A 26532-nucleotide genomic window follows, 5' to 3' on the forward strand; every position below is an offset into this window, starting at 1 on the left:
GGCTGGTTCAGCCGCCGGCCGTCGCCAGGAACTTCTGGTAGACGAAGCCCCGCTTGTCGCCGGCGACAACCTCGCACCAGCCCTTGCAGGCCACGATCTGGACGCCCGTGCCCTGGCCGAGCACCGCGATCACTGGCGCGCCATTGTCGGGATTGGTCCTGAGCTTGACGCCGCTGGTGATGCGGCCCGGCCCGGGCTTCAGCAGCCCATCCGTCGCCCCGCCCGAGGCAACAGTCTTCGGCGGCGCTGCGGCGACGGTCTCGGACGCGGCGGGCAGGCTCGGCGCCGGCTCGGCGCTAGCCGCCATCTCTGCTGCGGGCGACGGGGTTGTGGTGGCCGTCATGGCAGGAGCCGTGGCGGGCACTTCGACCAGCGCCCCTGCCGGCTGGAGCGGAACCGCTGGCGGCATCGGTGTCGCCTGCATCACCGTCGGCTGTGTCATCTCGGCGGGAATGGCGTGCTGTGCTGAATTGTCGACTGCGGCCCTGGCCGGGCTTTCCGTTGTCGAAGTCGCGGCCAATGGCTGTGTTTCGGCCTTGGCGATGGTCACCGGGGCTGGCTCGGCCGCCGCCGGAGGGGTCGTGGCTTCGGCCGTTGTCGCGGCAGGGACATCGGCCGCCGCCGCCGTCGCTGTCTGAGAAGGCGCGGTGTCGTTGCGCGCCGTCAGCGCCCGGATCGTCATGCCGGCGCCGACCGTTGCAAGCAGGATCAGCAGCGAGACCGCGAGCGCCGGCTTCACATAAGCGCGACGGGCGCCCGGAATGGACAGCCGCAGCGCCGGAACCGGCTCGGCCTTGCTGGCGATCCGAGGCGCCACGGCAGGACTGGCGGCGGGGCTCGGAGCCGGCTTGCGGGCGCGTGGTAGGGGCGAGGCAAGGCGGTCGTCGCGGCCGCCAGGACGCGGCGATCTCGGATTGCGCTTCGGCAGTGCCGCGGTCACGGCCTCGGCGGCGCGCGAAACGATGCCGTTGGGGACGGCAACAGCTGCGGGCGTTTCAACCTCGGCTGGGACGGCCTCGTCGCGGTCGACACGCCCAAAGGTCGGGTCGTCGAGATCGGGCTCCTGAACGGCCGTCGCCAAATGGCGCGGTGCGCGGTCGCTGAGGCGGATGCTTGCGAGCAGGCGGTCGAGCGCCTCCTGATCTGGCTCGGCGGCTGGCGGTACCTCGACGGCGGTCTGCCGCGGACTGGCTGTCGACGGTGTCGTCGGCGCTTCTGCAGGCGCGCTCGCAACTTCGTCGAAGAGCGCGACCATCGACTGCAGGTCGCTCATCATCGCGGCCTCCAGTTCGTTGCCGAAATCCGGCGCCGCCTCGGAAGCGGGCTCTGCCGTCGGGGTCGCTGGGCGAGCCGCCTCGAAGCCCGGGAAGGCCAGCAGCTTGTCGCGAACGGTGTCCTGAGGGCGCGGCCTCAGGCGGGCAGCGGCGGCGTTGCGGATGGCCGCTTCGAACCCGGCGGCGCCGGTGTCAGCGCTCTCCTCATGGGGAGGAAGTCGCAGCGCTGCCGATTTTCCAGGTGGTGTCATTCCCGAATCCTTCGAATGATGCCGAGCCCACAGATACCGAACCGCTCCTCCGCCAGCGGGTCGAGCCGTGGCCCCGCGTCCTGCGAGGCTCCGACTGAAGCCGGGACGATCGGTGCGAAGATCATCACGGCTAAAATTTTATTAAACCGCGCTTGATCCAGAGATCATCCGCGTGTCTATCCGTCCGTCCGGCTTTCCGCCGGCCCGCCCGGCAGAAGTCGTGATCGCTAAATGAGGCGAGACTTAGGGCATTGTCGAGCGGCTTCGTCGCGGGCGGCCTCGCGAAGAGGCGACGCATCGTCGGACGTCCTAGCTTCTCTGTCGCGACTTTCGAACCCGGCGGCCACGCGGGTCGAGCGTTCTCAGCGTGAAGATATAGACCGGCAGGCCCGAAATCAGGACCAGCGCTGCCGCAAAGGGGGCCGCCGCGGCATAGGCGCCGTCGCTGGTCAGCGACCAGACTTCGGTGGCGAGCGTCGCGACACCGGTGGGCGCGAGGATCAGCGTCGCCGTCAATTCGCGCATGAGTTCGAGCGCGACGAGGGCGAGGCCGGCGCCGAAGCCGGGCGCGAGCGCCGGCAGCGTCACCGAGACGAAAGCGGCGAAGGCGCCGCGGCCGAGTGTACGCGCGACATCCTCCATCTCCGGCGAAACCAGTTCGGCCGAAGCGCGCAGCGCCGATTGGGCGAGCGGCATGAAGAGGATGGCATAGGCGGCGAAGAGCACGGCCCGCGTCTGATAGACGGCCGGCAACAGGCGGATCGAGGCATAGACGAGCGCGAGCGCCACGACGAGCCCCGGCAGCCCGTGCACGATATAGGGCAGACGCTCGGCGAGCCGGGCAACGCGGCCGCCGCCGCGCAGAGCAACCAGCACGAGCGGCAGCGCGACCAGCGTCGTGACGAAGGTGCCGGGAATGGCGAGCGACAGCGACCCCCACAACGCTGGGCCGATCGCCTCCAGCCCGCGCCCGGCCGATACGCCGCGCAGCAGCCAATAGCCGAGCCGCCCGAAGGGTACGCCGAGCGAGATCACGGCGATGAGCGCGAAGAAGGCGAGCGCCGGCAGCGTCCAGACGCCCAGCTGCGCCATACGGCGACTGCGCACGGCGCTGCGCCCGACCTTGTCGCGCCGCTGGCTGCCGCGCAGATAGATCTCGCCAAAGGCCACTGGCAGGCAGAACAACATCAGCAGTGCCGAGAGGACGGCCGCGCTGGCATTATCGAACTGCAGCTCATATTGCTGGAAGATCGCCGTCGTCAGCGTCTGCACGCGCAGCAGCGACAGCGCGCCAAACTCCGAGAGCATGTGCGCCGTCACCAGGAGCGCGCCACCGCCGGCGGCTGGCAGCGCGCGCGGCACGATCACCTTCAGGAATGTGGCGCGTGGGCCCTGCCCGAGCGAACGCGAAACCTCTTCGGGGCCGGGATCCATGCTCCGCAGCGCCGCCGCGACCGGCAGGAAGACGAGCGGGAAGCTTTCCATCGAGAGGATCAAGATGGCGCCAGGCATGCCCTGGAAAGCCGGGCCGATCGATTTCCAGGCGAAGCTCGCGACAAAAGCTGGCATGGCGAGTGGCAGGCAGAAAAGAATACGCCACAGCGCCCGTCCCGGCAGGTCCGAGCGCTCGGTGCACCAGGCGCCGGCCACGCCGATCAGCAGCGCCAGAATGGTCACCGAGAAGGTGAGGACGCTGGTGTTCCAGAACAGCATCAGGGTGCGCTGGCGAAACAGTTCCGCCGCGATGCCCGACCAGCCGGCATCGGCGGAGCGGATCAGCACGTAGATGATCGGCAGTGCGATCAGCACCGTCGGCACGAGCGCGGCAAGGACGAGAAAAGGCGGCAGGCTGCGCCGCCTTCGGCCGCGGCGCGGCCGCGGCGTGGCGATCACGCCGGCCAGATCGCCGAAGCTCTCGCTCAAGCCAGTTCCGCCTCCCGCAGAAGCGCAAGCGCCGCCTCGGCATCACCGAGTTGGTTCGGCGTTACGGGAGCCGGATCGAGCGTATCGAACGGCGTCAGCGGAAAGGGCGAGACGACACCCGGCCGCAGCGGATACTCGGCGATGGCGCCCACGATCGCTGCCTGACCCTCGGCACTGACCATATAGGCGACGAAGCGCTGGGCCGCCTCGGCATTCCTGGCCGTCTTGAGGACACCGGCGCCGGATACAGTGATCAGCGTGCCTGGGTCGCCATGGCCGATATTGTAGATCGCCGACTGGACATCATCGGCCCCGATCTCGCGGGCGAGCGCGTGCCAATAATAGTTGTTTGAAAGCGCGATCGGGATGTCGCCACCCTCCACCGCCTCGACGGCTGCGGAATCGGAATTGTAGACCCGGCCATATCGCTTGAGGCCCTTCAGCCAGGCGAGCGCCGTGTCGCGGCCCTTCAGGATCATCACGGCCATGATCTGCTGCTGGAAGGCGCCGCTGGCCGGGGCGAAGGCGACCTTGTCGGCATAGGCTTCGCTGGCGAAATCGAGCACCGAAGCCGGCAGCGCCTTCGGATCGACGGCAGCCTTGTTATAGACAACGACCCGGCAGCGCGCGGTGGCGCCGATCCAGGTTCCATCCTTGGCCGAATATTCGGCGGGGACCGCGCCAAGTGTGTCGGATTGCAGCGGCGCCAGCAGACCCTTTTCCGAGAGAGCGAACAAAGAGGGGCTTTCCTCGGACCAAAAGAGATCCGCCGGCGAATGGTCGCCCTCTTCGATCAGCTGGCTGGCCAATTGCGCGCTCGATCCATGGCGGACCGAAACATCGATTCCCGTCGCGGCGCTGAAGGCGGCGATCAGCGCCTCCACCGGTGGCCGGTGCTGGCCGTTGTAGACGGCGAGCGTGGCGCCTGCCGCGCGGGCGGGGCGAACGCCACCGGTTACGAGCGCAGGACCGCCGATCAATGCGGCGCCACCAAGGGCGGCCCCTCGGAGAAACGCGCGGCGCGTAGCGGGATACATTAGAATAACTCTATGTTATTGCAGGCAATTCGGCCTGACGAACACCCCTATTCCCAAGCTGTCAAGCGGATGGCTCAAGTTCAGGCGCGAATCTTCTCGCCTTTCGGGTCATAGAGCGGATCGAGATGCGCCGTCGCGGCGACGCGTTCGCCGGCGACTTCGAGCTCGTAGCGGCCGGAGAGCACGAAGTCGCGATCGACGCCCTCCGTGCGACGAACATAGCCATAGCCGATCGGCCGGCCGATCGTGTAGCCGAAGCCGCCGCTCGCCAGCCAGCCGACGCGGACGCCATCGCGGTAGATCGTTTCCCGGCCGAGCAGGACGATGTCGGGATCCTCGGTGGTGAAAGCGGCGAGGAGGCGCGGTAGCGGCTTGGCGGCCTGCGCTTCCAGAGCCGGGCGGCCGCGAAAATCGAGGGGCTTCTTCAGTTTGACGAAGGCGCCGAGCCCAGCGACCAGAGGCGAATGATCGGGCCCGATTTCCGCGCCCCAGGCGCGATAGCCTTTTTCGAGCCGCAGCGATTCGATGGCCCGGTAGCCGGCAAGCGTCAGGCCATGCGGCTGCCCGGCCGCCATCAGCGCATCGAACAGCGTTAGCGCGAATTCGGTCGGCACATGCAGTTCGAAGCCAAGTTCGCCGACATAGGTGACGCGGAGCGCCAGCACCGGGCAGCCGCCGGCCGAGATCCCGCGGGCGCGGCCAAAAGGGAAGGCGGTGTGCGAGAGGTCGTCGCGGCTGATCGCGGCGAGGATTTCGCGCGCCTTCGGTCCCATCAACACGAGCGTCGCATAGGCCGAGGTGACGTCGGAGAGCCGCGCATCCATCCCTGCGGGGACGCCGCGTGCGATCCAGTGGAAGTCATGCGTTGCGAAGCCGGTGCCGGTGACGATGAAATAGCGGTCCTCGGCGAGACGCGAGACCGTGAGGTCGCATTCGATGCCGCCGGCATCATTGAGCATCTGCGTGTAGACGAGATGGCCGACCGGCTTCGCGACATCATTGGCCGCGATATAGGAAAGCGCGCTTTCGGCGTCGCGGCCGACAAGCTCGAACTTGGCGAAAGACGTCTGATCGAACAGCACGGCTGCCTCGCGCGCGGCCCTGTGCTCCCGCCCGACCGCGGCGAACCAGTTTGGCCGCTCATAGCTGTAGCGGTCGTGCGGCTCCTCGCCGAGGGCGGGATCGGCGAACCAGTTGGCACGCTCGAAACCGAGCTTCTCACCGAACACCGCGCCGGCCGCCTTCAGACGGTCATAGAGCGGCGAGCGGCGTAGCGGCCGGCCCGCCTCGGCCTCCTCGAACGGCCAGGCCATCGTGTAGTGCCGGGCATAGGCCTCCAGCGTGCGCGCGCGGATGAAGCCGAGATCGCGATGATTGCGGCCGAAGCGTTGGATATCGACCGGCCAGAGATCGAAGGGTGGCGCGCCCTTCGCGACCCATTCGGCGAGCGCCATGCCCGCGCCGCCACCCGCCGCGATCCCGAAAGCGTTGAAGCCGGCGCCGACGAAGATGTTCTTCACTTCCGGCGCTTCGCCGAGGATGAAGTTCCCATCCGGCGTGAAGCTCTCGGGACCGTTGATGAACTGGCGGATTCCCGCTTCGGCGAGGGCAGGAACGCGCCCGAGCGCCTCGCCCATGATCGGCTCGAAATGATCGAGGTCGTTGTCGAGCAGCTGGAACGCGAACTCGGCCGGCAGCGGATCGACGTCCCAGAGCTTGGGATTGGGCTCGTAACCGCCCATGACGAGGCCCCCGACCTCTTCCTTCCAGTAGGTGAGCCGGTCGGGATCGCGCAGGGTCGGCAGATCCGGCGTGACGCCGGGGATCGGTTCGGTGATGAGATATTGATGCTGCACCGAGACAAGCGGAATGTTGACGCCGGCGAGACGTCCAAGCTCGCGCGACCATTGTCCGGCGCAGATGACCAGCTTGTCGCAGGCAATGCGGCCCTGATCGGTTTCGATGGCGACCACGGCGCCGTCCTCGACCTTGATGCCGGTGACGCTGACGCCTTCCCGGATGGTGACGCCCTTCATGCGGGCGCCCTTGGCAAGCGCCGCCGTGATGTCGGAGGGTGAGGCTTGGCCGTCTGTCGGCAGGAAGGCGGCGCCGACGACATCGTCGACCTGCATCAGCGGCCAGAGATCCTGGGCCTCTTTCGGCGAGAGCAGCTCCATCTCGAGCCCAAAGGAGCGTGCCGTCGTCGCCTGGCGCTTCACCTCGGTCCAGCGCGCCGCGTTGCAGGCAAGCCGCAGGCCGCCATTGCGCTTCCAGCCGGTCGCCTGTCCAGTCTCGGCCTCGAGCCGGTCATAGAGAGCCACTGAATAGCCGAGCAGCTGCGTGATGTTGGCTGAAGTCCGGAGCTGGCCGACAAGGCCGGCCGCATGCCAGGTCGAGCCGGAGGTCAGCCGCCCGCGTTCGACGAGCAGGACATCGGTCAACCCCATCGCGCCGAGATGGTAGGCAACTGAGGCACCGACAATGCCGCCGCCGATGATGACGATCTTGGCCGAGGCGGGAAGCTCGCCCTTGGCGAAGTCCTGCATGGTGATGTCCTGGCGTGTCATCGCTGCAGCGCGTCGAATGCGGCGAGCGACACCTCGAAGCGACGAAGATTTTCGGCCGTATAGGGCACGTAGTCGATCGGCAGGGTGCTGTGGATCTCCGAGACCATGCTCCACATCGTCTCGCGCAGCAGCGCGGCCGCCTGCATCGCGAGCGCCTTGCGGCGCAGCGTGTCGTCGAGCGGCCGCTGGAAATAGAGCTCCAGAAGCGTGTCGGTCGCCACCGCCCCGAGCAGGTTGTTCGAGGCGAGGCCACCGAGATCGAACAGCGGCGAATTGAAGCCGGCATAGTCCCAGTCGACCAGCCAGAGGCGCGTCCCGTCATCGATGAAATTGGCCGCCAGCAGGTCGTTATGGCCGAACACCAGCTCGATCGGGCCGACCGCCGTCTCCAGCCGGTCGGCCGCGTCGAGCAGGCCCACGAGCATCGGCAGGTAATGGCTCTCGCCCTCTTCGAGCGTGTGGGTGTAGTCGCGGATCACCTGGAACGGCCAGAACATCGGCGCGGGTCCGCGGAAATAGCGCGGGATGTCCCGATGGGCGTGGCGGATCAACTGGACGAGACGCGGCAGGTTGCGGGGGTTCTGAATATCGGCGGCAGTGAGGGTTTCACCCTCGATGAAATCCAGCACCATCGCGCCCGGTTCGGCATGGACAACGATCGGCGAGATACCGGCCGCCGCCGCCGCGCGGCTCGCGGCCAGCTCAATCGCCCTGATGATGCCATGCACCGCCATGTCGCCGCCTATGCGCACGACATAACTCCGGCCGCGGTCCTTGACGACGAAATTGGTGTTGGTCAGTCCGCCCGGCAGAGGCACCGGGTCCACCTTGCCGCTCCAGCAGGATAGCGAGGCCGCGATCGCCAGCGGATCAGGCAGGTGTGGCATGGGCAGGACGCTCCCCCGAGGCGGCTGGCACAGGCTCGATGCCTGAAGATCCAGTCAATCTGCTGCCGATGTTGGATGCAAGGGGAGGCTTGGTGACGACGGAGCGGAGAGGGGGCGCCGGGGGTCAACAGTCCCCCTCTCCGTCCGGGTCTTAGCTGACTACGCAAAACCTGAAGATCAGCCTGCGGTCTCTGTCGCAAGCGGCTTGCCAGCCACGATGAGCTACATGACCACAAGATATGGTTCAAATTGTGCCGATTTCGACCAGATTTCGTTAGGCTTAACGCCTCGTTCACGTCTCGCGCATTGCATTTTGCAAGCGGCGTTGCAGATTGCGAGACTTGGCAGGGATCGGAAACCTTATGCCGGTGCGCCGCGCGGCAGGTCGAGCCACATCCCCAGGAAGCGGTCGAGGAAGGCCGAGCTCTGGACGTCGTAGAGTGCGCGCCCCTCGAGATGCGCGCCGCGATCCTGCGCGCCCGGCAGGGTGAAGCGCTCGGCGCCGCGCACGGTCCAGCGATGCATCATCATCAGCGTCAGCTCGATGTGGAACTGGAAGCCGAAGGCGGCCGGTCCGTAGCGAAAGGCCTGGTTGGCGAAGAGCTCGCCTGAAGCGAGCAATTCGGCGCCTTGGGGCAGATCGAAGCCCTCGCCATGCCACTGGTAGACCTGACTCGGCCATGGCAGCAGGGCCTCGCCATCCGCCGTCGCCTTCAATGGGTAATAGCCGATCTCGACGAGGCCGTCCGCTCGCCGGCCGACACCGGCGCCGAGCTGTTTTGCCAGCATCTGTGCGCCGAGGCAGATGCCGAGCAGCGGTGCGCCCTCGGCCAGTGGCACTGACAGCCAGTCGATCTCCTGCCGCACGAAATCTTCGTCGTCATTGGCGCTCATCGGGCCACCGAAGACGATCGCGCCCGCATGATCAGCAAGCGTCGACGGCAGCGGATCACCGAAGCGCGGCCGACGGATATCGAGAGGGATGCCGCGTTCCTTGAGGCGAAGGCCAACGCGACCGGGGGTCGAATGCTCCTGGTGCAGGACGATCAAAACCGGTGGCTTCATGAGCGCCGACAAAACTCCCTCAGGGCGTGCGACCTCGCAAGGCTAACCCCTGCGGCAGCGCGCCGCCAGTCCAGTTTCCTGCCAGATCGCCGACTTTCTCGGCGCAGATCAGCCCTCGGGACGGGCAGCCTGCTCGCGGACAGTGCGCTTGAGGCGAAGCCGTGCCTCGCTTGGCACGCCAAGCAGTTCGGCCACGCGCCAGATCGTGTTGTCCTCGAACTCATGCAGCGCGCCGTCCTGGAACACGAGGTCCCACATCATCGCGATGATCGCCTCGCGGTCGGGCTCATCAAGGCGCTCCTTGAGGACATGGGTGAAGCGGAAGAGGTCGACAGCCTCCTGATCGGCGAGTTCGGCCTCGTGGATCAGCGTCGCAGTCGCAGCTTCGTCGAGGCCGTAGCGCTCCTGCAGCAGGTCGTGCAGCCGCTGGCGTTCCGATTCTGCGACGGTGCCATCGATGGCGATGACATGGAACAGCAGCGCCGCCGAAGCGAGCCGGTGATCGTCGGGACTGAATTGGCGGCGCTCACCGTCGTCGCCTGTAAGGTCGGCGAGGAAGCTGCGGAGGGCGTTCAGCATCGGGTCTCCTGGGGGCTCGATGGTCGATGGCGGCCTCGCCGGCATGCGCGTCTCGCGCGACGCACTTCGGCGGATCGAAAAGGCCTCTCTAAAAAACAAACCGCCGGCTTGAGACCGGCGGTGATCAGAAAACTGCTTGTAGAGATAGGGCTCGGATCAAAGTTCGTCCGAACTCATGAATGGCGGTAGAAAGAGGTCTCAAATAACCATTCGCGTGGCCACCGAAGGCGTTGCAGCAATCGAGCGTCACGCGGCAATGAACGAACGTTAGCGAAATCGATGCGGCATCGCAAGGCATGGCGGCGAACGGCGCCCGCCGGCCTGGTGGCCAAAAAGAAAACCGGCGCGATCGCTCGCGCCAGTTCGTTTTATCGAGGCGTTGGAATCAGCGTCGCCGCGCCGCACCGCCACGGAAGGGTGTCTTGGATGATGGCGGGGCCATCGAGTCACCCTTATGCCGGAAGACCAGCCGTGCACGATCGAGATCGTAAGGCGTCATCTCGACCGTTACGCGGTCGCCCGCCAGGGTCTTGATACGATTCTTCTTCATCCGGCCCGCCGTATAGGCGACGACGACATGCCCGTTCTCGAGTTCCACGCGGAACTTGGCGTCGGGCAGAACCTCGACAACCATACCCTCGAATTCGAGCGCTTCTTCCTTCGCCATGGGATTCCTCAGGAGACCTTCAGATTGGTCGCCGAGGTCTTGCCACGACGATCGGTCTCGAGCTCGTAAGAGATCTTGGCGCCGTCGCGAAGCGTCGACAGACCAGCGCGCTCAACGGCGCTGATGTGAACGAACACGTCCTGACCACCCTGATCGGGCTGGATGAAACCATAGCCCTTCGTCGCATTGAACCACTTCACAGTACCCGTCGCCATGGAAATCTCCTTCAGTCTGGCGGTAGAGAACTTTGCTAACGACGCTTCCGTCGTCAAGCCGCGCGGCGGCGTTGTTGGTTGCGCCACCGGTTTTTCTTGCTCTTTTGCTGCATGGGCTGTCCCTCACGGCCGGCCAATTCACCGCGCTGTGTATCAACAGCGGGGCGAGCGACCGACGTCTGGGCCTTGAAATGCGTCGCGACCTGGGGGATCGGGCGGCGGATAAGCCGTTCGATCGCCTTCAGGCGCGCAGATTCGCCAGCGTCGAAGAGAGAGTAGGCAATGCCTTCCCGACCGGCACGTGCCGTCCGTCCAATGCGATGGACATAGGCTTCCGGTTCGTCCGGCAAGTCAAAGTTGACGACATGTGTAACATCGGCGACGTCAATGCCGCGGGCGGCGATATCGGTCGCGACCAGGACGCGGAGGCTGCCGTCCTTGAACCCCGCGAGGGCCTTCTGACGCGCACCTTGGGACTTGTTGCCATGCAGCGCCAAGGTTTCGATGCGCGCCTTCTGCAGATGTTGCGCGACGCGGTCGGCGCCGTGCTTCGTCCGCGTGAAAACGATCACGCGCTGCATCTTTTCATCAGCCAGGAGATCGACGAGGAAGCCCCGCTTCTCGCCGGCCGGAACAGGATAGAGCCGCTGGTCGATCCGCTCGACCGTGACCACTTCGGGCGACACCTCGACGCGCATCGGATCCTTGAGGATCTTGCGCGAGAGCACCGCGACTTCGGCCGGCATGGTGGCCGAGAACAGCAGCGACTGACGGGCGACGGGCAGCAGCGCGACGATCTTCATCACGTCGCGCACGAAGCCCATGTCGAGCATGCGATCGGCTTCGTCGAGGACGAGATGCGTCACGCGGTCGAGCTTGACCGCGCCAGCCTGCATATGATCGAGCAGGCGGCCCGGCGTCGCGACCAGGATGTCGACGCCCTTTTCGAGCGCACGGATCTGCGGCGTGTGGCCGACGCCGCCATAGACGAGCGCATGGCGCACGCCCATGAAGCGACCATACTTGCGAAGCTCGGCATCGATCTGGATGGCCAGTTCACGTGTCGGGGCGAGAATGAGAGCGCGCACGCTCTTCGGCTCGAGCCCTTCGGGGCGACGCGACAACTGCTGCAGGAGGGGGAGCCCGAAGGCTGCGGTCTTGCCCGTTCCGGTCTGCGCGATGCCGAGCATGTCGCGACCTTCGAGAAGGGCAGGGATGGCTTCTGCCTGGATCGGCGTCGGGGTCACGAGACCAGCCTGGCCGAGCGCACGCAGCAGCGGTTCGGCAAGCGCCAAATCCGCAAAAGAGTTCAATTGATTCAAGAAAAAGGCCTAACTTCGCGGATGCATTTCGCATCCATCCGGTGTCTTAACCCACGCGCGAAGGGGCCAGAGGACTGGGTCGTGCCCGCACCTGGCGGGTGGAACCATGGGATATTTTCCGCATGGCACAGCGCGATCACGATGATCGTCGAGGGCTATATGCCGACTCGGAGCCGAAAATGCAACCGAAATCTGGGAGACGCCTCGCATTTGGGCGTTTGACGCCGTCTTTGGATCGCTGGCAATTGCGTTCGCCGGCCTTCCATGCAAACTCCGCCTTCCGCGAACGCCCCGACCCACCTCTCATGCCGACGTCCCCAAGCCCTTCCGGTCTTTCCGGCGCCCCGCGCCGGCTGTCAGGCCCCATTCTCGGCATCCTCTTGATGATGCTGGGCATCTTCCTTTTTTCGGTCAACGACGCGCTCGGCAAATGGCTGGTCGGAACCTATTCCGTCAGCATGGTGCTGTTGTTCCGTTCCTTTGCGGCACTCGTGCTGCTGGCACCGTTCATCCGCCGCGATGGCGGCTTGGCCGGCCTACGTGCGGCGCCGAAGCCACTCCTGCAGTTGACGCGTGTCTTGCTGGCGACCATCGAGGTTGGCTGTTTCTACTGGGCCGTGCGGTCGCTGCCGCTCGCCGATGTGATGACCTATTATCTCGCCGGGCCGATCTATGTCGCGGCCCTCTCGGCGACGGTTTTGAAGGAGCGCATCGACCGCCAGCGCTGGATTGCCATCCTCGTCGGCTTTGTCGGCGTCGTCTTCGTGCTCAATCCTTCGGCCGCGAGCCTGACGCCGCCGGCGCTCGTGGCGATCGCCGGGTCAATGATTTTCTCGGTGCTGATGATCGTGACGCGGCAGCTCCGCGGCACGAAGGACAGCACGCTCCTCGCCTTCTCCACCACGGCCGCCATGACGGCAGGCGCCGTGACGGCACCCTTTGCATGGGTCATGCCGGGGCTTCGGGACTTCGCGCTGCTCTCGCTGGTCGGGATCGTGGCGCTGGTCGCCAGCCTCTGCGTCAACCGCTCGCTGAAGCTCGCACCGGCCTCTGTCGTCGTCCCGTATCAGTACACGATGATCCTGTGGGCAGTGCTGTTCGGCTGGCTGTTCTTCGGCGACGGGCTCAAATGGCATGTGATCGTCGGCGCGGCCATCATCGTGGCCGCCGGTCTGTTCATCTTCCTGCGCGAACAGCGCGATGCGCGGGCAAAGCCGGGCGAGACGGTCGCCGAGGAGGTCGGGCAGACCATGTCCGCCCAGCCATGACCGTCGTCAGACGAAGATGAAATAGATGATGGCGAAGGCGACGATGACGCCCGCGAGGCCAATCGCCAGCATGTAGCGCACCGTATGCGGCGCCACGGCCTGACGGGCATCGTCGGTCGACTTGCGCGGTGCGATACGGATTTCTTCGGGTTCGTTCCGGGTTGCCATGCGTGATCTCCTTTCGAAGACAACGCATGGGCCGCGCAAAGTTCCCTCAGGCGCCGGGACGGCCGTCGTCGCGCGGCTCGACCACGCGATAGTCCGCCTCGATCGTCACCGTCCCGGTCGGCGGCTGTCGACGCGGCTCGGTATCGGCGGTGCCTCCAGGGGGAGGCGTCCCCATGCCGCGGCTCGCCTGCCGGAACAAGGCGCGCAGAAGCGGGCGGCGAAAGAGATAGGCGACGAAACCGAGCGGGATCAGTACAAGCGCCAGCCCGAGCGACAGGATCACGGCCGCGACGAGAATCGCGCCTCCTGCCAGCGCCAGGAGAGCCAGCTTGAGCTTGTCCTGCCAGCTCGCGCTGCGACCGCCGATCATGAACACCCGGTAGCTTTCCATCACCTGCCGCCTTTCCATACGGCACGAGATGTGGCCATTCGCCGTCACCGATGCAAGCCGGCTTCCGGTCCGTGACCAGGCGTAGTCTCGCGGCATCCGCCCCTGGAGCGCTTCACCAACGAAAAAGCCGCCCGGTGGGGGCGGCTCATCATGTCGTCTGGGGAAGTGGTGGAGCCAATCGGAATCGAACCGACGACCTCTTGAATGCCATTCAAGCGCTCTCCCAACTGAGCTATGGCCCCGCCTTTTCCTGCGGAGGGGTTGGGGCCCCTCCGGCGCGGCGCGATACTTAGGCCGCGTTCATTTTCAAATCAAGCCACAATCGACATACCCACAGGCGGGCGCTGCGACGGGCTTTCGGGGCCTACGGCTCCTCGTCGTCGACGCCACCGATGATGTCGGTCACGTCGTCGCCTTCCTCTTCTTCCTCCTCGATGAAGACATCGCCTTCGTCGTCCTCGATCACGACGTCGTCGTCATCGGTCTCCGCCTCGACGGCGCCCGCATCGGCCGTTTCCGAATCGGCTTCCTCGAGGCTGATGAACTCGGTGGTATCGGCAGCCTCCTCCTCGGCCTCGTCCTCCTCGACCGCGCGCGCCGGAACCGGGCGGGCCTTGGCGGGACCGCTCTCGAAATAGGAGCGCGGATAGGACTGGCCCGTGAAGGGCGATACAATCGGATCCTTGTTCAGGTCGTAGAACTTCTTCCCGGTTTCCGGGTCGACACGTTTGGTGCCGAGTTCCGCTTTCGCCACGTCGTGCCTCGCTGGTTGATAGAGCGCGGCCCCCATAATGCTTTGTCCGGGCGCTGTCAAAACGAAATCGTCGCGACGGTCTCGAAACCGCCCGCCGAGGAGGCGGGTAGCGGGCTGGCAGCACCCATGCTATCCGACCCAGCGCGAGAGATCCAACCGGCGCAGCCCGCGCCAGGTCCGAGGAGCCGATCATGTCGACAGCCGCCGGCGCGTCCACCGGGCCGCTCCAGGCCCTCGCCTCCGGCCCGCTGGCAGGCCGTGTCCGCATGCCCGGCGACAAGTCGATTTCGCATCGGGCCCTGATGCTGGGGGCGCTCGCCATTGGCGAGACGGTGATCGAGGGGTTGCTCGAGAGCGACGACATCGCGGCTAATGCGCGGGCCATGCAGGCCTTCGGTGCCAGCGTGACGCGGGACCCGTCCGGGGTCTTCCGCGTGAAGGGCGTCGGCGTCGGCGGCTTCCTCGAGCCGGAGGATATCGTTGATTGCGGCGATGCCGGCGCGATGGCCGCCCTCACGCTCGGGCTGGTCGCGAGCCAGGCGATCGCGGTCACGTTCAACGCCGATCCCGCGCTGCGCGGACGCCCGCTGGGGCGGTTGCTCGAGCCGCTGCGCCGCATGGGGGCCCAGGTGGTGGCCCGCTCGCGCGACCGGCTGCCGCTGACGATCCGCGGCGCTGATGTCGCGCTGCCGATCGACTACCGCCTTCCGGCGGCCTTGGCCGAAGTGAAGTCCGCCATTCTCTTCGCCGGCCTCAATACGGCCGGGGTCACCAGCATCATCGAACCCATCCCCACCCGCGACCATAGCGAGCGCATGCTCACCGCCTTCGGCGCGGCGCTCGAGATCGACCGCGATAGCGAGGGGGCCCGCGTCGTCCGCATCGAAGGCCGGCGCGATTTGAGGCCGCAGCGGCTGGTCGTCCCCGGCGATCCCGGCGCTGCTGCCTTCGTCATCGTCGCGGCCCTTGTCATCGAGGGATCGGACGTGACGATCGAGGGTGTGCTCGTCAACCCGCTGCGGATCGGCTTGATCGAAACGCTCGTCGAGATGGGTGGCGACATCGCGCTCGACAATCATCGCATGGTCGCAGGCGAGCCGGTTGCCGATCTTCGGGTCCGGGCGAGCCGGCTCAAGGGGATCGTCGTGCCGCCGGCCCGCGCCGCAACGATGATCGACGATTACCCCGTACTGGCCGTCGCCGCGGCCTTTGCCGAGGGCAAGACGGTGATGGATGGGCTCGGGGACTTGCGACAGAAGGAATCGGACCGCCTTTCGGCCCTCGCCGCGGCGCTGGCGACGAGTGGCATCGAATACGAGGAGGGACCGGAATCGCTGACCGTGACCGGCAGCGCCCGTCCGGCCGGCGGCGGCCAGATCGCAGTCGGCGCCGACCCGCGCATCGCCATGAGTTTCCTCGTGCTCGGCCTCGGTGCCGCGAGCGCCGTCGCCATCGATGACGCGCGCACGGCAGCGATCGCCTTTCCAGGGTTCGCGGCGCTGATGGGCGGACTCGGCGCGCATTTCGAAACTCCGGAGCCCCCAGCCCGATGATCATCGCCATCGACGGGCCGGCCGGCGCCGGCAAGGGCACGCTGGCGCTGCGCCTCGCCGCGCATTATGGCCTGCCCTATCTCGACACCGGCCTGCTCTACCGCGCCGTCGGGCGCCTGATGGCCGAGCGCGGCCTCGATCTCGATGATCCCGTCGCGGCAGGCGCCGTTGCCGAGGGGCTCGATCCCTCGCACATCGCCGAGGCGGAACTGCGCGGGCGCGAAGCCGGAGAGCTCGCCTCGCGCGTTGCCGTCCATCCCGAGGTGCGCGCGGCGCTCATCGCCTTCCAGCGCGATTTTGCCCGCCGCCCGCCAGGCGCAGTCCTCGACGGCCGCGACATCGGCACGGCGATCTGCCCGGATGCCGAGGTCAAGTTGTTCGTCACGGCCTCGCCCGAGGTCCGTGCGCACCGGCGCACCGACGAGCTCAATGCCAAGGGCCGTGACGTCGACTATGCCCGCATTCTCGAGGAGATCCGCGAGCGCGACGAGCGCGACGCCGGTCGCATGTCGGCGCCGCTGCGCCAGGCCCGCGACGCGGTGCGCATCGATACCAGCGCGCTCGACATCGACGGCGTGTTCAATGCCGCCCGGGCCGTCATCGACGCGAATCGGCCCTGAATCCGGCGCCAGAAGCGGCATAACACCCCGCAAACGGGCAATTGCGCCTTGCCGGCTGGCGGGCGGCATTATATAGAGCGCGGGTTCCGCGTGGCAGGCAGGCAAGGGTCGCCGCCCGCTCGTGGTCCGAAACCATCGAGTTCCAGTCCGGAAGCGTCGGTCCGCCCTTCGAAGGGGCAGCCCCGGTCCATACCGCGGGCAGGTCCGGAATTCGATCCCGAAACACGAACCGCCGGCGCATGCCAGACATGGCACCAGGAGTTTTCATGGCCGTTACCAATCCCTCCCGCGAAGATTTCGCCACCCTGCTCGAGGAATCGTTCCAGAACGAGGACCTCTTCGAGGGCAGCGTCGTCAAGGGAACCGTCGTCGCGATCGAGAAGGACCTCGCGGTCATCGACGTCGGACTGAAGACCGAGGGCCGCGTTGCCCTCAAGGAATTTGCAGGCCCCGGCCGCGACCAGCCGATCAAGGTCGGTGACGTCGTCGAGGTCTATCTCGAGCGCGTCGAGAACGCTCTCGGCGAAGCCGTCCTCTCGCGCGACAAGGCACGCCGCGAAGAGAGCTGGGTCCGCCTCGAGGAGCAGTTCAACAAGAACGAGAAGGTCACGGGCGTCATCTTCAACCAGGTCAAGGGTGGCTTCACCGTCGATCTGGATGGTGCCGTCGCCTTCCTGCCGCGCAGCCAGGTGGACATCCGCCCGGTCCGCGACGTCGGCCCGCTGATGCACACCCCGCAGCCGTTCCAGATCCTCAAGATGGACAAGCGCCGCGGCAACATCGTCGTGTCGCGCCGGACCGTTCTCGAGGAAACCCGCGCCGAGCAGCGTTCGGAGCTGGTGCAGAGCCTCGAGGAAGGCCAGATCATCGAGGGCGTCGTCAAGAACATCACCGATTACGGTGCGTTCGTCGACCTCGGCGGTATCGACGGCCTGCTGCATGTCACCGACATTGCATGGCGCCGCATCAATCATCCGACCGAAGTGCTTTCGATCGGCCAGACCGTCCGCGTGCAGATCATCCGCGTCAATCACGAGACGCACCGCATCTCGCTCGGCATGAAGCAGCTCGAGGCCGATCCGTGGTCGGGCATCGAGGCGAAGTATCCGGTCCAGGCCAAGTTCTCGGGCCGCGTCACGAACATCACCGACTACGGTGCGTTCGTCGAGCTGGAGCCGGGCATCGAAGGCCTGATCCACGTTTCCGAGATGTCCTGGACGAAGAAGAACGTCCATCCGGGCAAGATCGTCTCCACCTCGCAGGAAGTCGAAGTCGTCATCCTCGAGGTCGATCCGGTCAAGCGCCGCATCTCGCTCGGCCTGAAGCAGACCCTCGCCAATCCGTGGGAGAGCTTCCAGGACAAGTATCCGATCGGTTCGATCGTCGAGGGCGAGGTCAAGAACAAGACCGAGTTCGGCCTGTTCATCGGGCTCGATGGCGACGTGGATGGCATGGTCCATCTGTCGGATCTCGACTGGAACCGTCCGGGCGAGCAGGTCATCGACGAGTACAATCGTGGTGACATCGTCAAGGCGCAGGTGCTCGACGTCGATATCGACAAGGAGCGCATCTCGCTCGGCATCAAGCAGGTCGGCGGCGATCCGTTCGTCGAAGCCTCGGGCGAAATCCGCAAGGGCGCCGTGGTCACCTGCGAGATCCTCGCGGTCAACGAAGGCGGCCTCGAAGTCCGCATCGCCGACAGCGACCTGACGGCCTTCATCCGTCGCGCCGATCTTTCGCGCGATCGGTCGGAGCAGCGTCCGGAGCGTTTCGCCGCTGGCGAGAAGGTCGACGCCCGCGTCACCAATTTCGACAAGAAGGCCCGCAAGGTCTCCGTCTCGATCAAGGCGCTTGAAATCGCCGAAGAGAAGGAAGCCGTTGCCCAGTTCGGTTCGTCCGACTCGGGCGCCTCGCTCGGCGACATTCTCGGTGCGGCCCTCAAGGCTCGCCAGACCGACGAATAAGCCTGACGACATACGACACGGAAACGCCCCGGCCATTGGCCGGGGCGTTTTCATTTGGGGCCGGAGCAAGAAAATCGAAGTGATGCAAAGCCTTGCGCGGTCGGAGCCGTTTGCGTCCAGGCGCCAAAGCCGCTAACTCATCATCCCGGGGACCCCGGTAACGGCGATGGATTATGCGATGGCTCTCACGGCGGACGACATTATCGAGCGGCGACGTCTCAGGCGGAAGCTGATCTTCTGGCGCGTCCTTGGCGTGCTAGCCTTCCTCGTCGCGGTGATCGTTGCCGGCGTGCTCGTCGTCGGTCCGGATCGCATCGGTGCGCGGTCGTCGCCGCATGTCGCCCGCATCTCGATCGACGGCTTCATTTCCGATGACCGGGCCGAACTGGAGTTGATCGACCGCCTCGCCAAGAACGATGCCGTCAAGGCGGTGATCGTCTCGATCGATTCTGGCGGCGGCGCCACCGTCGGCGGCGAATCGCTCTATGACGCACTGCGCCAGCTCTCGGCCAAGAAGCCGACCGTTGCCTCGATCAAGACCCTCGGCGCTTCGGCGGCCTACATGACGGCGATCGCGACGGACCAGATCTTCGCCTATCGCACCTCGATTACCGGCTCGATCGGTGTGCTGTTCCAGTCGCCCGAGGTCAGCGAGGCCATGGCCAAGCTCGGCATCAAGCTGACCGAGGTGAAGTCCTCTCCGCTCAAGGCAGCGCCATCGCCCTTCGCGCCTGCCTCGCCGGAATCGCTCCAGGTTGTGAAGAGCCTCATCGACGACAGCTACAACTGGTTCGTCGACATTGTCGCCGAGCGTCGCCATCTCGACCGGGCGACCACGCTGAAGCTGGCTGATGGCCGTGTCTATTCCGGCCAGCAGGCCAAGGCGGCGGGCCTCATCGACGGGATCGGCGGCGAGGACCAGGCACGCGACTGGCTCTCGAAGGAAAAGGGCATAGACCCGGCGCTGACCGTCATCGAATGGAAAAAGGAGGAACCCTCGCGCGGCTTCTCCTTTGCCGATGTCGCCGTCCGCGTCGTGGCGCGGCAGCTTGGATTCGCGCCGGGCGCGCCCGATACCAGCGGAATCGCGCCATGGTTGCCCCGGCTTAATCTTGACGGTCTCCTTTCTGTTTGGCAGGCTCCCGAGGAGTTCAACGCTGGGGGGTCGGCGCGATGATCAAATCAGAGCTGGTCCAGCGTATTGCCGAACAGAATCCGCATCTTTACCAGCGTGACGTCGAGCACATCGTCAATTCGATCCTCGATGAGATCGTTGACGCGCTGGCCCGCGGCGACCGGGTCGAGTTGCGCGGCTTCGGCGCCTTCTCGGTCAAGAACCGCCCCGCCCGCCAGGGCCGCAATCCGCGGACCGGGACCAAGGTCGATGTCACTGAAAAGTTCGTGCCGTTCTTCAAGACGGGCAAGGAGATGCGCGAGCGTCTCAATGACGGCGACTGACGGAGGCAGGGACACGGCATGAAGCGCGCGATCGCGATCATCATACTCGTTCCGCTGGCAGTGCTTCTCGTGGCGCTGGCGGTTGCCAACCGTCACGGCGTGGTGCTGTCGCTCGATCCGTTCAATGGCGATGCGCCTGCCGCCGCGATGACGCTGCCGCTCTATTTCATCGTCTTTGCCTCGATGGTGCTGGGCGTGCTGCTGGGCGGCATCGGAACCTGGCTGGGCCAGGGCCGCTGGCGCCGCCAGGCGCGCCGGCTGAAGCGCGAGGCGAGCGGTGTTCGCCGCGAAAATGACGGCTATCGCACCATCACCCCAACCGGCCCGTCTGCCGGCCTGCCCGCCCTTCGCCGCGACGCCGCCTGACATGCGCCTCATCGATGGCGCGGCGCTTGATGCCGCGCTTTCCCGGCATGAACTGGTCGAGACGCTTCGCGAGGCTTTTCGCTCCGAGATCACGGTGCCGCCCCGCGAGCATCATTCGATCGCGCGGAGCGGCGGCGACGCGTCGCTGCTTCTGATGCCGGCCTGGTCGGGCGCCGCTGAAGCCGCGTCGGATCATGTCGGCGTCAAGATCGTGACCGTCTTCCCCGGCAATGCCGCAAATGGCCTCGCCACGGTGGCGGGCGTCTATCTGCTGCTTTCGGGGGAGACCGGCGCGCCGCTCGCCGTGATCGACGGAACCGCCTTGACGCTCTGGCGCACGGCAGCGGCCTCGGCGCTCGCGGCGTCCTATCTCGCCAGGGCCGATGCCGCGCATCTGCTGATGATCGGAGCCGGCGCGCTCGCCCCGCACCTCGTCGCCGCCCACGCCGCGATGCGGCCGATCACCCGTGTCACGCTGTGGAATCGGGACGTATCGCGGGCGGAGAGGCTGGCGGAACGGCTGGCCGGTGACGGCTTGGATGTCGAGGTCGAGACGGATCTTGCCCGCGCGCTCCCGCAGGCCGACATCATCTCCTGTGCGACGCTGTCGAGCGAGCCGCTGGTGCGCGGGGCACTGGTGAAGCCCGGCGCGCATCTTGATCTCGTCGGTGGCTTCACCCCGGCGATGCGCGAGGCCGATGACACGGCCATCCGCCGCGCGCGCGTCTATGTCGATGGCCCAGGCGCGATCGCCGAGGCGGGCGATATCGCGGCGCCGCTGGCCGGCGGCGTGCTTGCCCCCGACGAAATCGTCGGCGATCTCCAGGGTCTTTGCCGCGGCCTGATCGATGGCCGGCGCACGGCCGACGAGATCACGCTGTTCAAGTCCGTCGGGATCGCGCTCGAAGATCTTGCGGCCGGGGCACTGATCTGGCGCAAGCTCGGCAGCTGACGCGGCGGCGGTTGGACTCCGGCCGCCTTTCATGGCAAAGCTCACCGCAAATGACCGAACGGATGACAATGCCGGCAACCGGACGAACCCCTGTCCTCGTGAAGATCTGCGGCCTCTCGACAGCGGAGACGCTGCAGGCGGCGCTGGACGCCGGGGCCGACATGATCGGCCTCAATTTCTTCCCGAAGAGCCCGCGTGCCGTCTCACTCGAGACTGGCGCCGCGCTGGCGGCGCAGGTGCGCGGCCGCGCTGAAATCGTTGCGCTCACGGTCGACATGGATGATGACGGTCTCGCCGCGATCGTCGAGGCCGTTCGGCCGGATTGGCTGCAATTGCATGGCAGCGAGGACCCGGTCCGCGTTTCGGCCTTGCAGCGCCAGTTCGGTCTTGGCGTGCTGAAGGCGATCGGTATCCGGACGGTCGACGATCTTGCCGAAGTCGCGCGCCATGCCGGCATCGCCGATCACCTGTTGATCGACGCGAAGCCGCCAGCCGGCGCTGTGCTGCCCGGTGGCAACGGCGTTCCGTTCGACTGGGCGCTGCTTGATGGCATTGAGCCGGGACGGCCCTATATGCTGTCGGGCGGGCTCAATCCGGCCAACGTGGCCGACGCCATCGCGCGCACCGGCGCCGACGGCGTCGATGTGTCATCGGGCGTCGAGACGGCGCCTGGCATCAAGGATGTGGCGCTGATCAGGGCCTTCATCGCTGCCGTGCGCGGCGATACAACGAACATCGAAGACCGGCGCCGCTCCGGCGAGAGGACAGTGACGTGACCGCTCCGATTTTGCCCAATTCCTTCACGACCGGCCCGGACGAGCGCGGCCATTTCGGCATCTATGGCGGCCGCTATGTCGCCGAGACGCTGATGCCGCTGATCCTCGAGCTGCAGGCGGCGTATGAGGCGGCGAAGGCTGATCCCGCCTTTGCGGCTGAGCTTTCGAACCTCTCGAACCACTATGCCGGACGTCCGTCGAAGCTCTATTTCGCGGAAGGGTTGACGCGCCATCTCGGCGGCGCGCGCATCTTCTTCAAGCGCGAAGACCTCAATCACACCGGCAGCCACAAGATCAACAACTGCCTCGGCCAGATCCTGCTCGCCCGTCGCATGGGCAAGACGCGGATCATCGCGGAGACAGGCGCTGGTCAGCACGGCGTCGCCTCGGCCACCGTCTCGGCCCGCTTCGGCTTTCCCTGCGTCGTCTATATGGGCGCGACCGATGTCGAGCGGCAGAAGCCGAATGTCTTCCGCATGAAGCTGCTCGGCGCCGAGGTGAAACCCGTCACCGCCGGCAACGCGACCTTGAAGGACGCGATGAACGAGGCATTGCGCGACTGGGTGACCAATGTCGAGGACACCTATTACCTGATCGGCACCGCGGCTGGCCCGCATCCCTATCCGGAGATGGTGCGCGACTTCCAGTCGGTGATCGGCAAGGAAGCCCGCGCCCAGATGCTGGAGCAGGAAGGGCGCCTGCCTGACCTCGTCATCGCCGCGGTTGGCGGCGGCTCGAACGCGATCGGCATCTTCCATCCCTTCCTCGATGACGCCTCGGTCGAGATCGTCGGCGTCGAGGCCGGCGGCCATGGCCTCGATGGCGATGAACACTGCGCCTCGATGAATGCCGGCCGCCCCGGCGTGCTGCATGGCAATCGCACCTATCTGCTGCAGGATGCCGACGGCCAGATTCTCGAGGGCCATTCGGTCTCGGCTGGCCTCGATTATCCGGGCGTCGGGCCGGAGCATAGCTGGCTGCGAGACACCGGCCGCGTCACCTATGTGCCGATCCTCGACGACGAGGCGCTCGACGCCTTCCAGGTCTGCACCCGCACCGAAGGCATCATCCCGGCGCTCGAATCCGCCCATGCGATCGCCGAGGCGATCAAGCGCGCGCCGACGATGGCGCCCGACAAGATCATCGTCGTCAACCTCTCCGGCCGCGGCGACAAGGACATCCACACCGTCGGCAAGCTCACCGGCCTGGATATCTAGCGGGCGGCGACCAACCTTTGCCGGCCTATGGCACGTTGCGCCGGCCCTATCGAATCGAGATTGAACGCATGACCGAGACCCGTATCGATCGACGTTTCGCGGCGGTGAAGGCCGAGGGGCGGCCGGCCTTCGTGACCTTTCTGACCGCAGGCGACCCGGACCCGGCAACCACGCTGGCGCTGCTGGCGGCCCTGCCGAGGGCGGGCGCCGACATCATCGAGCTCGGCATGCCCTTCTCCGATCCGATGGCCGATGGGCCCGCCGTCCAGGCCGCCGGTCTTCGCGCGCTGAGGGGCGGCATGACGCTCAACAAGACGCTTGATCTCGTCCGCGAATTCCGCAAGACCGATGACGTCACGCCGATCGTCCTGATGGGCTACTACAATCCGATCTATTCGCACGGCTCGGAGGCGTTCGTCGTCGACGCCAAGGCTGCCGGCGTCGATGGCCTGATCATCGTCGACCTGCCGCCGGAGGCCGATGACGAGCTTTGCCTGCCGGCGCTGAAGGCGGGCCTCAACTTCATCCGCCTGGCGACGCCAACCACCGACGACAAGCGCCTGCCGGCCGTGCTGACCAATACGTCCGGCTTCGTCTATTACGTGTCGATCAACGGCATCACCGGTTCGGCCGCGCCGGACACGAGCCGCGTCGCAGAGGCGGTCGATCGCATCAAGCGCCATACGCGCCTGCCGGTCGCGGTGGGCTTCGGTGTTCGCACTGCGGAACAGGCGGCGGCCATCGGCGCTAAGGCCGATGGTGTCGTCGTGGGCTCGGCAATCGTCCAGGCCGTCGCCGATTCGCTTGATGCCGAAGGCCGCGCCACCGCCGCTACCGTTCCGGCCGTCGAAGCCCTGGTCGGGGCACTCGCGGTCAGCGTGCGCGGCGCGCGCCGGCCGGTCGCGGCCTGAAGGAGACATCATGAGCTGGATCAACGACGTCGTTCGCCCGAAGATCAAGAGCCTCCTCAACAAGCGTGAGGTGCCTGAGAATCTCTGGATCAAGGATCCGGAATCGGGCGAGCTTGTCTTCCTTCGCGATCTTGAGGCCAATCATTATGTGGTGCCGAATTCCGGCTACCACATGCGCATGTCGGCGCCGAAGCGCCTTGCGCATTTCTTCGATGCCGGCCGCTACGAGGCCATTCCGCTGCCCGAAGTCGCGGTCGATCCGCTGAAATTCCGCGATGAGCGCCGCTACACCGATCGTTTGAAGGATGCCCGCACCAAGACCGGGCTCCAGGATGCAGTCCTCGTTGGCGCCGGCTTCGTCGAAGGCGTGCCGCTGGTCGCCGCGGTGCAGGACTTTGATTTCATGGGCGGCTCGCTTGGCATGGCTGCCGGCGAGGCCGTGATTGCGGGCATGGAAGCGGCGTTGCAGCGACAGCAGCCTTTCGTGATGTTTGCAGCTTCCGGCGGCGCGCGCATGCAGGAGGGCATCCTCTCGCTGATGCAACTGCCGCGCACCACGGCCGGCGTCATCGCGCTGCGTGAGGCGAGGCTGCCCTATATCGTTGTCTTGACCAACCCGACCACCGGCGGCGTCACCGCGTCCTATGCCATGCTGGGCGACATCCAGATCGCCGAGCCCGGCGCGCTGATCGGCTTTGCCGGCCCGCGTGTCATCGAGCAGACCATTCGCGAAAAGCTGCCTGAGGGCTTCCAGCGCTCCGAATATCTGCACGCCCACGGCATGGTCGACATGGTGGTTCATCGCCATGAACTGCGCTCGACCATTGCAAGGCTCTGTGCCCTGCTCGGCCCGAAGGTCGAAGTCGCCGCCGAGCCGCAGGGCGCCCTTGCCGTAGTGGCGTAGTCGGCACTGGCGCGCGCCCGCGCCAGCCGCTATCCACGCATCTGATCACGTCTTGAGTGAGGGCCGCGGCAACGCGGCCTTCGCGCGTTTGCCTGAAGGTTCCTGCCATGGACGATAGTTCGGCAATCCTGGAACGTCTGTTCCTTCTCCATCCCAAGGAGATCGACCTTTCGCTCGATCGTCTCCTGCCGCTGCTGGAAAAGCTCGGCCATCCCGAGCGGAAGCTTGGCCCCGTGTTCCATATCGCCGGAACCAACGGCAAGGGATCGACCACGGCCTTCCTTCGCGCCATGCTGGAGGCGAGCGGGCGCACGGTGCATGCCTACACCTCGCCCCATCTCGTGACCTTCCATGAGCGCATCCGCCTCGGCCGTCCAGGCGGCGGCGCCTATGTCTCCGAGGCCGAGCTTGCCGAGACGCTGACGGCGATCGAGCGGCTGAATGGCGGAGCGCCGATCACGCATTTCGAGATCACCACCGCCGCAGCGCTGGTCCTGTTCGCGGAGCATCCATCCGATGTGACGCTGCTCGAAGTCGGCCTTGGCGGTCGCTTCGACGCGACCAATGTCATCGATGCGCCCGAAGTCTCGGTCATCACCTCGATCTCGATGGACCATGAGAAGTTCTTTGGCGATTCGCTCGATCGGATCGCCTGGGAGAAGGCGGGCATCATCAAGCATGGTCGCCCCGTCGTGTCGGCGCCGCAAACGGCCGAGGTGATGGCCGTTATCGAACATGAGGCCGCGCGCGCGAAGGCGCCGCTGTTCGTGGGCAACCGCGACTGGGTCGCGCATGCCGAACGCGGCCGGCTCGTCTTCCAGGATGAAGACGGCCTGCTGGACCTGCCGGCACCGCGCCTGCCGGGCCGACATCAATTCATCAATGCCGGCAATGCCGTCGCCGCGCTGCGCCGTTCATCGCTCGACGTGCCGGTATCGGCGATCGAGGAGGGGCTTCAATCTGTCGACTGGCCGGCGCGCATGCAGCGCCTCGCGGCGGGCGCCCTGGTTGCGAAGGCGCCTGAGGATGCCGAGGTCTGGCTCGACGGCGGCCACAATCCCGGCGCTGGCGCCGTCATCGCCGAGGCGGTTGCGGATCTCGAGGAGCGCCTGCCGCGCCCGCTCTATCTGATCGCCGGCATGCTGCAGACCAAGGATCCCGTCGGTTTCTTCAGGCCGTTCGCGGGCCTTGCGGCGCGTGTCTTCACTGTCCCGATCGCCAGTTCCAATGTGGGGCGCGATCCCGGCGAACTCGCCGAGGCGGCGCGGGCGGCGGGTCTCGAAGCCGAGCCGCAGGCAGATGTCGCGTCGGCGCTGGCCGCGCTTGCGCACCTTTTGCCGCCCGGCACCACGCCGCGCATCCTCATCTGCGGGTCGCTCTATCTCGCGGGCGATGTGCTCGAGGCCAACGGCACGCCGCCGAAATAGGGCTGTCTTCGGGGAG

General features: G+C 66.3%; 26 protein-coding genes and 1 tRNA gene. 13 read left to right on the plus strand and 14 right to left on the minus strand.

The window, feature by feature from the left end; translation table 11 throughout:
• Positions 1-7 precede the first annotated feature (7 nt).
• The 10 genes from LB518_RS17440 to LB518_RS17485 form a co-directional block, all read right to left on the minus strand.
• Entirely contained in the window at positions 8-1525 is a 1518-nt protein-coding gene (locus LB518_RS17440; protein WP_224578900.1) for an SH3 domain-containing protein, read from the minus strand.
• 309 nt (positions 1526-1834) lie between these two features.
• A complete protein-coding gene (locus LB518_RS17445) occupies positions 1835-3448 on the minus strand; it encodes an ABC transporter permease (protein ID WP_224578902.1) in 1614 nt (537 codons plus the stop codon).
• Positions 3445-4485 (minus strand): extracellular solute-binding protein, encoded by a 1041-nt coding sequence (locus LB518_RS17450; protein WP_224578904.1) that lies wholly within the window; start codon positions 4483-4485, stop codon positions 3445-3447. Before LB518_RS17450 ends, LB518_RS17445 begins: the two co-directional genes overlap by 4 nt.
• A gap of 80 nt (positions 4486-4565) precedes the next feature.
• Positions 4566-7052 (minus strand): GcvT family protein, encoded by a 2487-nt coding sequence (locus LB518_RS17455; RefSeq protein ID WP_224578906.1) that lies wholly within the window; start codon positions 7050-7052, stop codon positions 4566-4568.
• Positions 7049-7939 (minus strand): choline/ethanolamine kinase family protein, encoded by an 891-nt coding sequence (locus LB518_RS17460; protein WP_224578908.1) that lies wholly within the window; start codon positions 7937-7939, stop codon positions 7049-7051. Before LB518_RS17460 ends, LB518_RS17455 begins: the two co-directional genes overlap by 4 nt.
• Before the next feature lie 360 nt (positions 7940-8299).
• Complete coding sequence (locus LB518_RS17465; RefSeq protein ID WP_224578924.1) at positions 8300-9004, minus strand: glutamine amidotransferase; 705 nt, start codon at positions 9002-9004, stop codon at positions 8300-8302.
• Positions 9005-9112: 108 nt separating this feature from the next.
• Complete coding sequence (locus tag LB518_RS17470) at positions 9113-9583, minus strand: tellurite resistance TerB family protein (protein ID WP_224578925.1); 471 nt, start codon at positions 9581-9583, stop codon at positions 9113-9115.
• A 385-nt stretch (positions 9584-9968) separates the two neighbouring features.
• Entirely contained in the window at positions 9969-10250 is a 282-nt protein-coding gene (gene infA, locus LB518_RS17475) for a translation initiation factor IF-1 (protein ID WP_073053264.1), read from the minus strand.
• 8 nt (positions 10251-10258) lie between these two features.
• Positions 10259-10465 (minus strand): cold-shock protein, encoded by a 207-nt coding sequence (locus LB518_RS17480; protein ID WP_073053266.1) that lies wholly within the window; start codon positions 10463-10465, stop codon positions 10259-10261.
• Positions 10466-10518: 53 nt separating this feature from the next.
• On the minus strand, positions 10519-11778 hold the full coding sequence (locus tag LB518_RS17485) for a DEAD/DEAH box helicase (RefSeq protein WP_224578926.1): 1260 nt from the start codon (positions 11776-11778) through the stop codon (positions 10519-10521).
• Positions 11779-12092: 314 nt separating this feature from the next.
• Here LB518_RS17485 and LB518_RS17490 point away from each other — a divergent pair, with 314 nt between their 5' ends.
• A complete protein-coding gene (locus tag LB518_RS17490; RefSeq protein ID WP_286198741.1) occupies positions 12093-13055 on the plus strand; it encodes a DMT family transporter in 963 nt (320 codons plus the stop codon).
• A 6-nt stretch (positions 13056-13061) separates the two neighbouring features.
• On the opposite strand, the gene LB518_RS17495 is transcribed toward LB518_RS17490, so the two are convergent.
• From LB518_RS17495 to LB518_RS17510, 4 genes are all read right to left on the minus strand, one after another.
• Complete coding sequence (locus LB518_RS17495) at positions 13062-13223, minus strand: hypothetical protein (RefSeq protein ID WP_224578927.1); 162 nt, start codon at positions 13221-13223, stop codon at positions 13062-13064.
• 46 nt (positions 13224-13269) lie between these two features.
• Complete coding sequence (locus LB518_RS17500; protein WP_224578929.1) at positions 13270-13614, minus strand: hypothetical protein; 345 nt, start codon at positions 13612-13614, stop codon at positions 13270-13272.
• A gap of 166 nt (positions 13615-13780) precedes the next feature.
• Positions 13781-13856: transfer RNA gene (locus LB518_RS17505), tRNA-Ala, on the minus strand.
• Between the two features lie 122 nt (positions 13857-13978).
• The gene (locus tag LB518_RS17510) at positions 13979-14368 is read right to left on the minus strand and encodes a TIGR02300 family protein (protein ID WP_224578931.1); all 390 of its coding nucleotides are present in this window, start codon (positions 14366-14368) and stop codon (positions 13979-13981) included.
• A 191-nt stretch (positions 14369-14559) separates the two neighbouring features.
• On the opposite strand from LB518_RS17510, the gene aroA reads away from it, so the two are divergent.
• The 12 genes from aroA to LB518_RS17570 all read left to right on the plus strand — a co-directional run bounded on the left by aroA (position 14560) and on the right by LB518_RS17570 (position 26516).
• On the plus strand, positions 14560-15921 hold the full coding sequence (aroA, locus tag LB518_RS17515) for a 3-phosphoshikimate 1-carboxyvinyltransferase (RefSeq protein WP_224578933.1): 1362 nt from the start codon (positions 14560-14562) through the stop codon (positions 15919-15921).
• Positions 15918-16541 carry a (d)CMP kinase gene (gene cmk, locus LB518_RS17520; RefSeq protein WP_224578936.1) on the plus strand — a complete coding sequence of 208 codons (624 nt, stop codon included), beginning with the start codon at positions 15918-15920 and terminating at the stop codon, positions 16539-16541. Before aroA ends, cmk begins: the two co-directional genes overlap by 4 nt.
• Positions 16542-16807: 266 nt before the next feature.
• Entirely contained in the window at positions 16808-18505 is a 1698-nt protein-coding gene (rpsA, locus tag LB518_RS17525) for a 30S ribosomal protein S1 (RefSeq protein WP_224578937.1), read from the plus strand.
• A gap of 178 nt (positions 18506-18683) precedes the next feature.
• Complete coding sequence (gene sppA, locus LB518_RS17530) at positions 18684-19682, plus strand: signal peptide peptidase SppA (protein ID WP_224578939.1); 999 nt, start codon at positions 18684-18686, stop codon at positions 19680-19682.
• On the plus strand, positions 19679-19963 hold the full coding sequence (gene ihfB / locus LB518_RS17535; RefSeq protein ID WP_224578942.1) for an integration host factor subunit beta: 285 nt from the start codon (positions 19679-19681) through the stop codon (positions 19961-19963). The genes sppA and ihfB overlap by 4 nt, the downstream gene beginning before the upstream one ends.
• Positions 19964-19981: 18 nt before the next feature.
• Positions 19982-20329, plus strand: a complete 348-nt coding sequence (locus LB518_RS17540) for a LapA family protein (RefSeq protein ID WP_224578943.1) — start codon at positions 19982-19984, stop codon at positions 20327-20329.
• Between the two features lies 1 nt (position 20330).
• A complete protein-coding gene (gene lhpI / locus LB518_RS17545; protein WP_224578945.1) occupies positions 20331-21281 on the plus strand; it encodes a bifunctional Delta(1)-pyrroline-2-carboxylate/Delta(1)-piperideine-2-carboxylate reductase in 951 nt (316 codons plus the stop codon).
• Positions 21282-21331: 50 nt separating this feature from the next.
• A complete protein-coding gene (locus LB518_RS17550) occupies positions 21332-22057 on the plus strand; it encodes a phosphoribosylanthranilate isomerase (protein ID WP_224578947.1) in 726 nt (241 codons plus the stop codon).
• Entirely contained in the window at positions 22054-23274 is a 1221-nt protein-coding gene (gene trpB, locus LB518_RS17555) for a tryptophan synthase subunit beta (protein ID WP_224578949.1), read from the plus strand. Before LB518_RS17550 ends, trpB begins: the two co-directional genes overlap by 4 nt.
• Before the next feature lie 68 nt (positions 23275-23342).
• Positions 23343-24185 carry a tryptophan synthase subunit alpha gene (trpA, locus tag LB518_RS17560; protein ID WP_224578951.1) on the plus strand — a complete coding sequence of 281 codons (843 nt, stop codon included), beginning with the start codon at positions 23343-23345 and terminating at the stop codon, positions 24183-24185.
• Positions 24186-24195: 10 nt separating this feature from the next.
• On the plus strand, positions 24196-25089 hold the full coding sequence (gene accD, locus LB518_RS17565; protein ID WP_224578953.1) for an acetyl-CoA carboxylase, carboxyltransferase subunit beta: 894 nt from the start codon (positions 24196-24198) through the stop codon (positions 25087-25089).
• A 107-nt stretch (positions 25090-25196) separates the two neighbouring features.
• A complete protein-coding gene (locus tag LB518_RS17570; RefSeq protein WP_224578955.1) occupies positions 25197-26516 on the plus strand; it encodes a bifunctional folylpolyglutamate synthase/dihydrofolate synthase in 1320 nt (439 codons plus the stop codon).
• Positions 26517-26532: the final 16 nt, after the last annotated feature.

The sequence above is a fragment of the Mesorhizobium sp. BR1-1-16 genome, from assembly GCF_020165495.1.
In the GTDB taxonomy this organism is placed as follows: domain Bacteria; phylum Pseudomonadota; class Alphaproteobacteria; order Rhizobiales; family Kaistiaceae; genus Kaistia.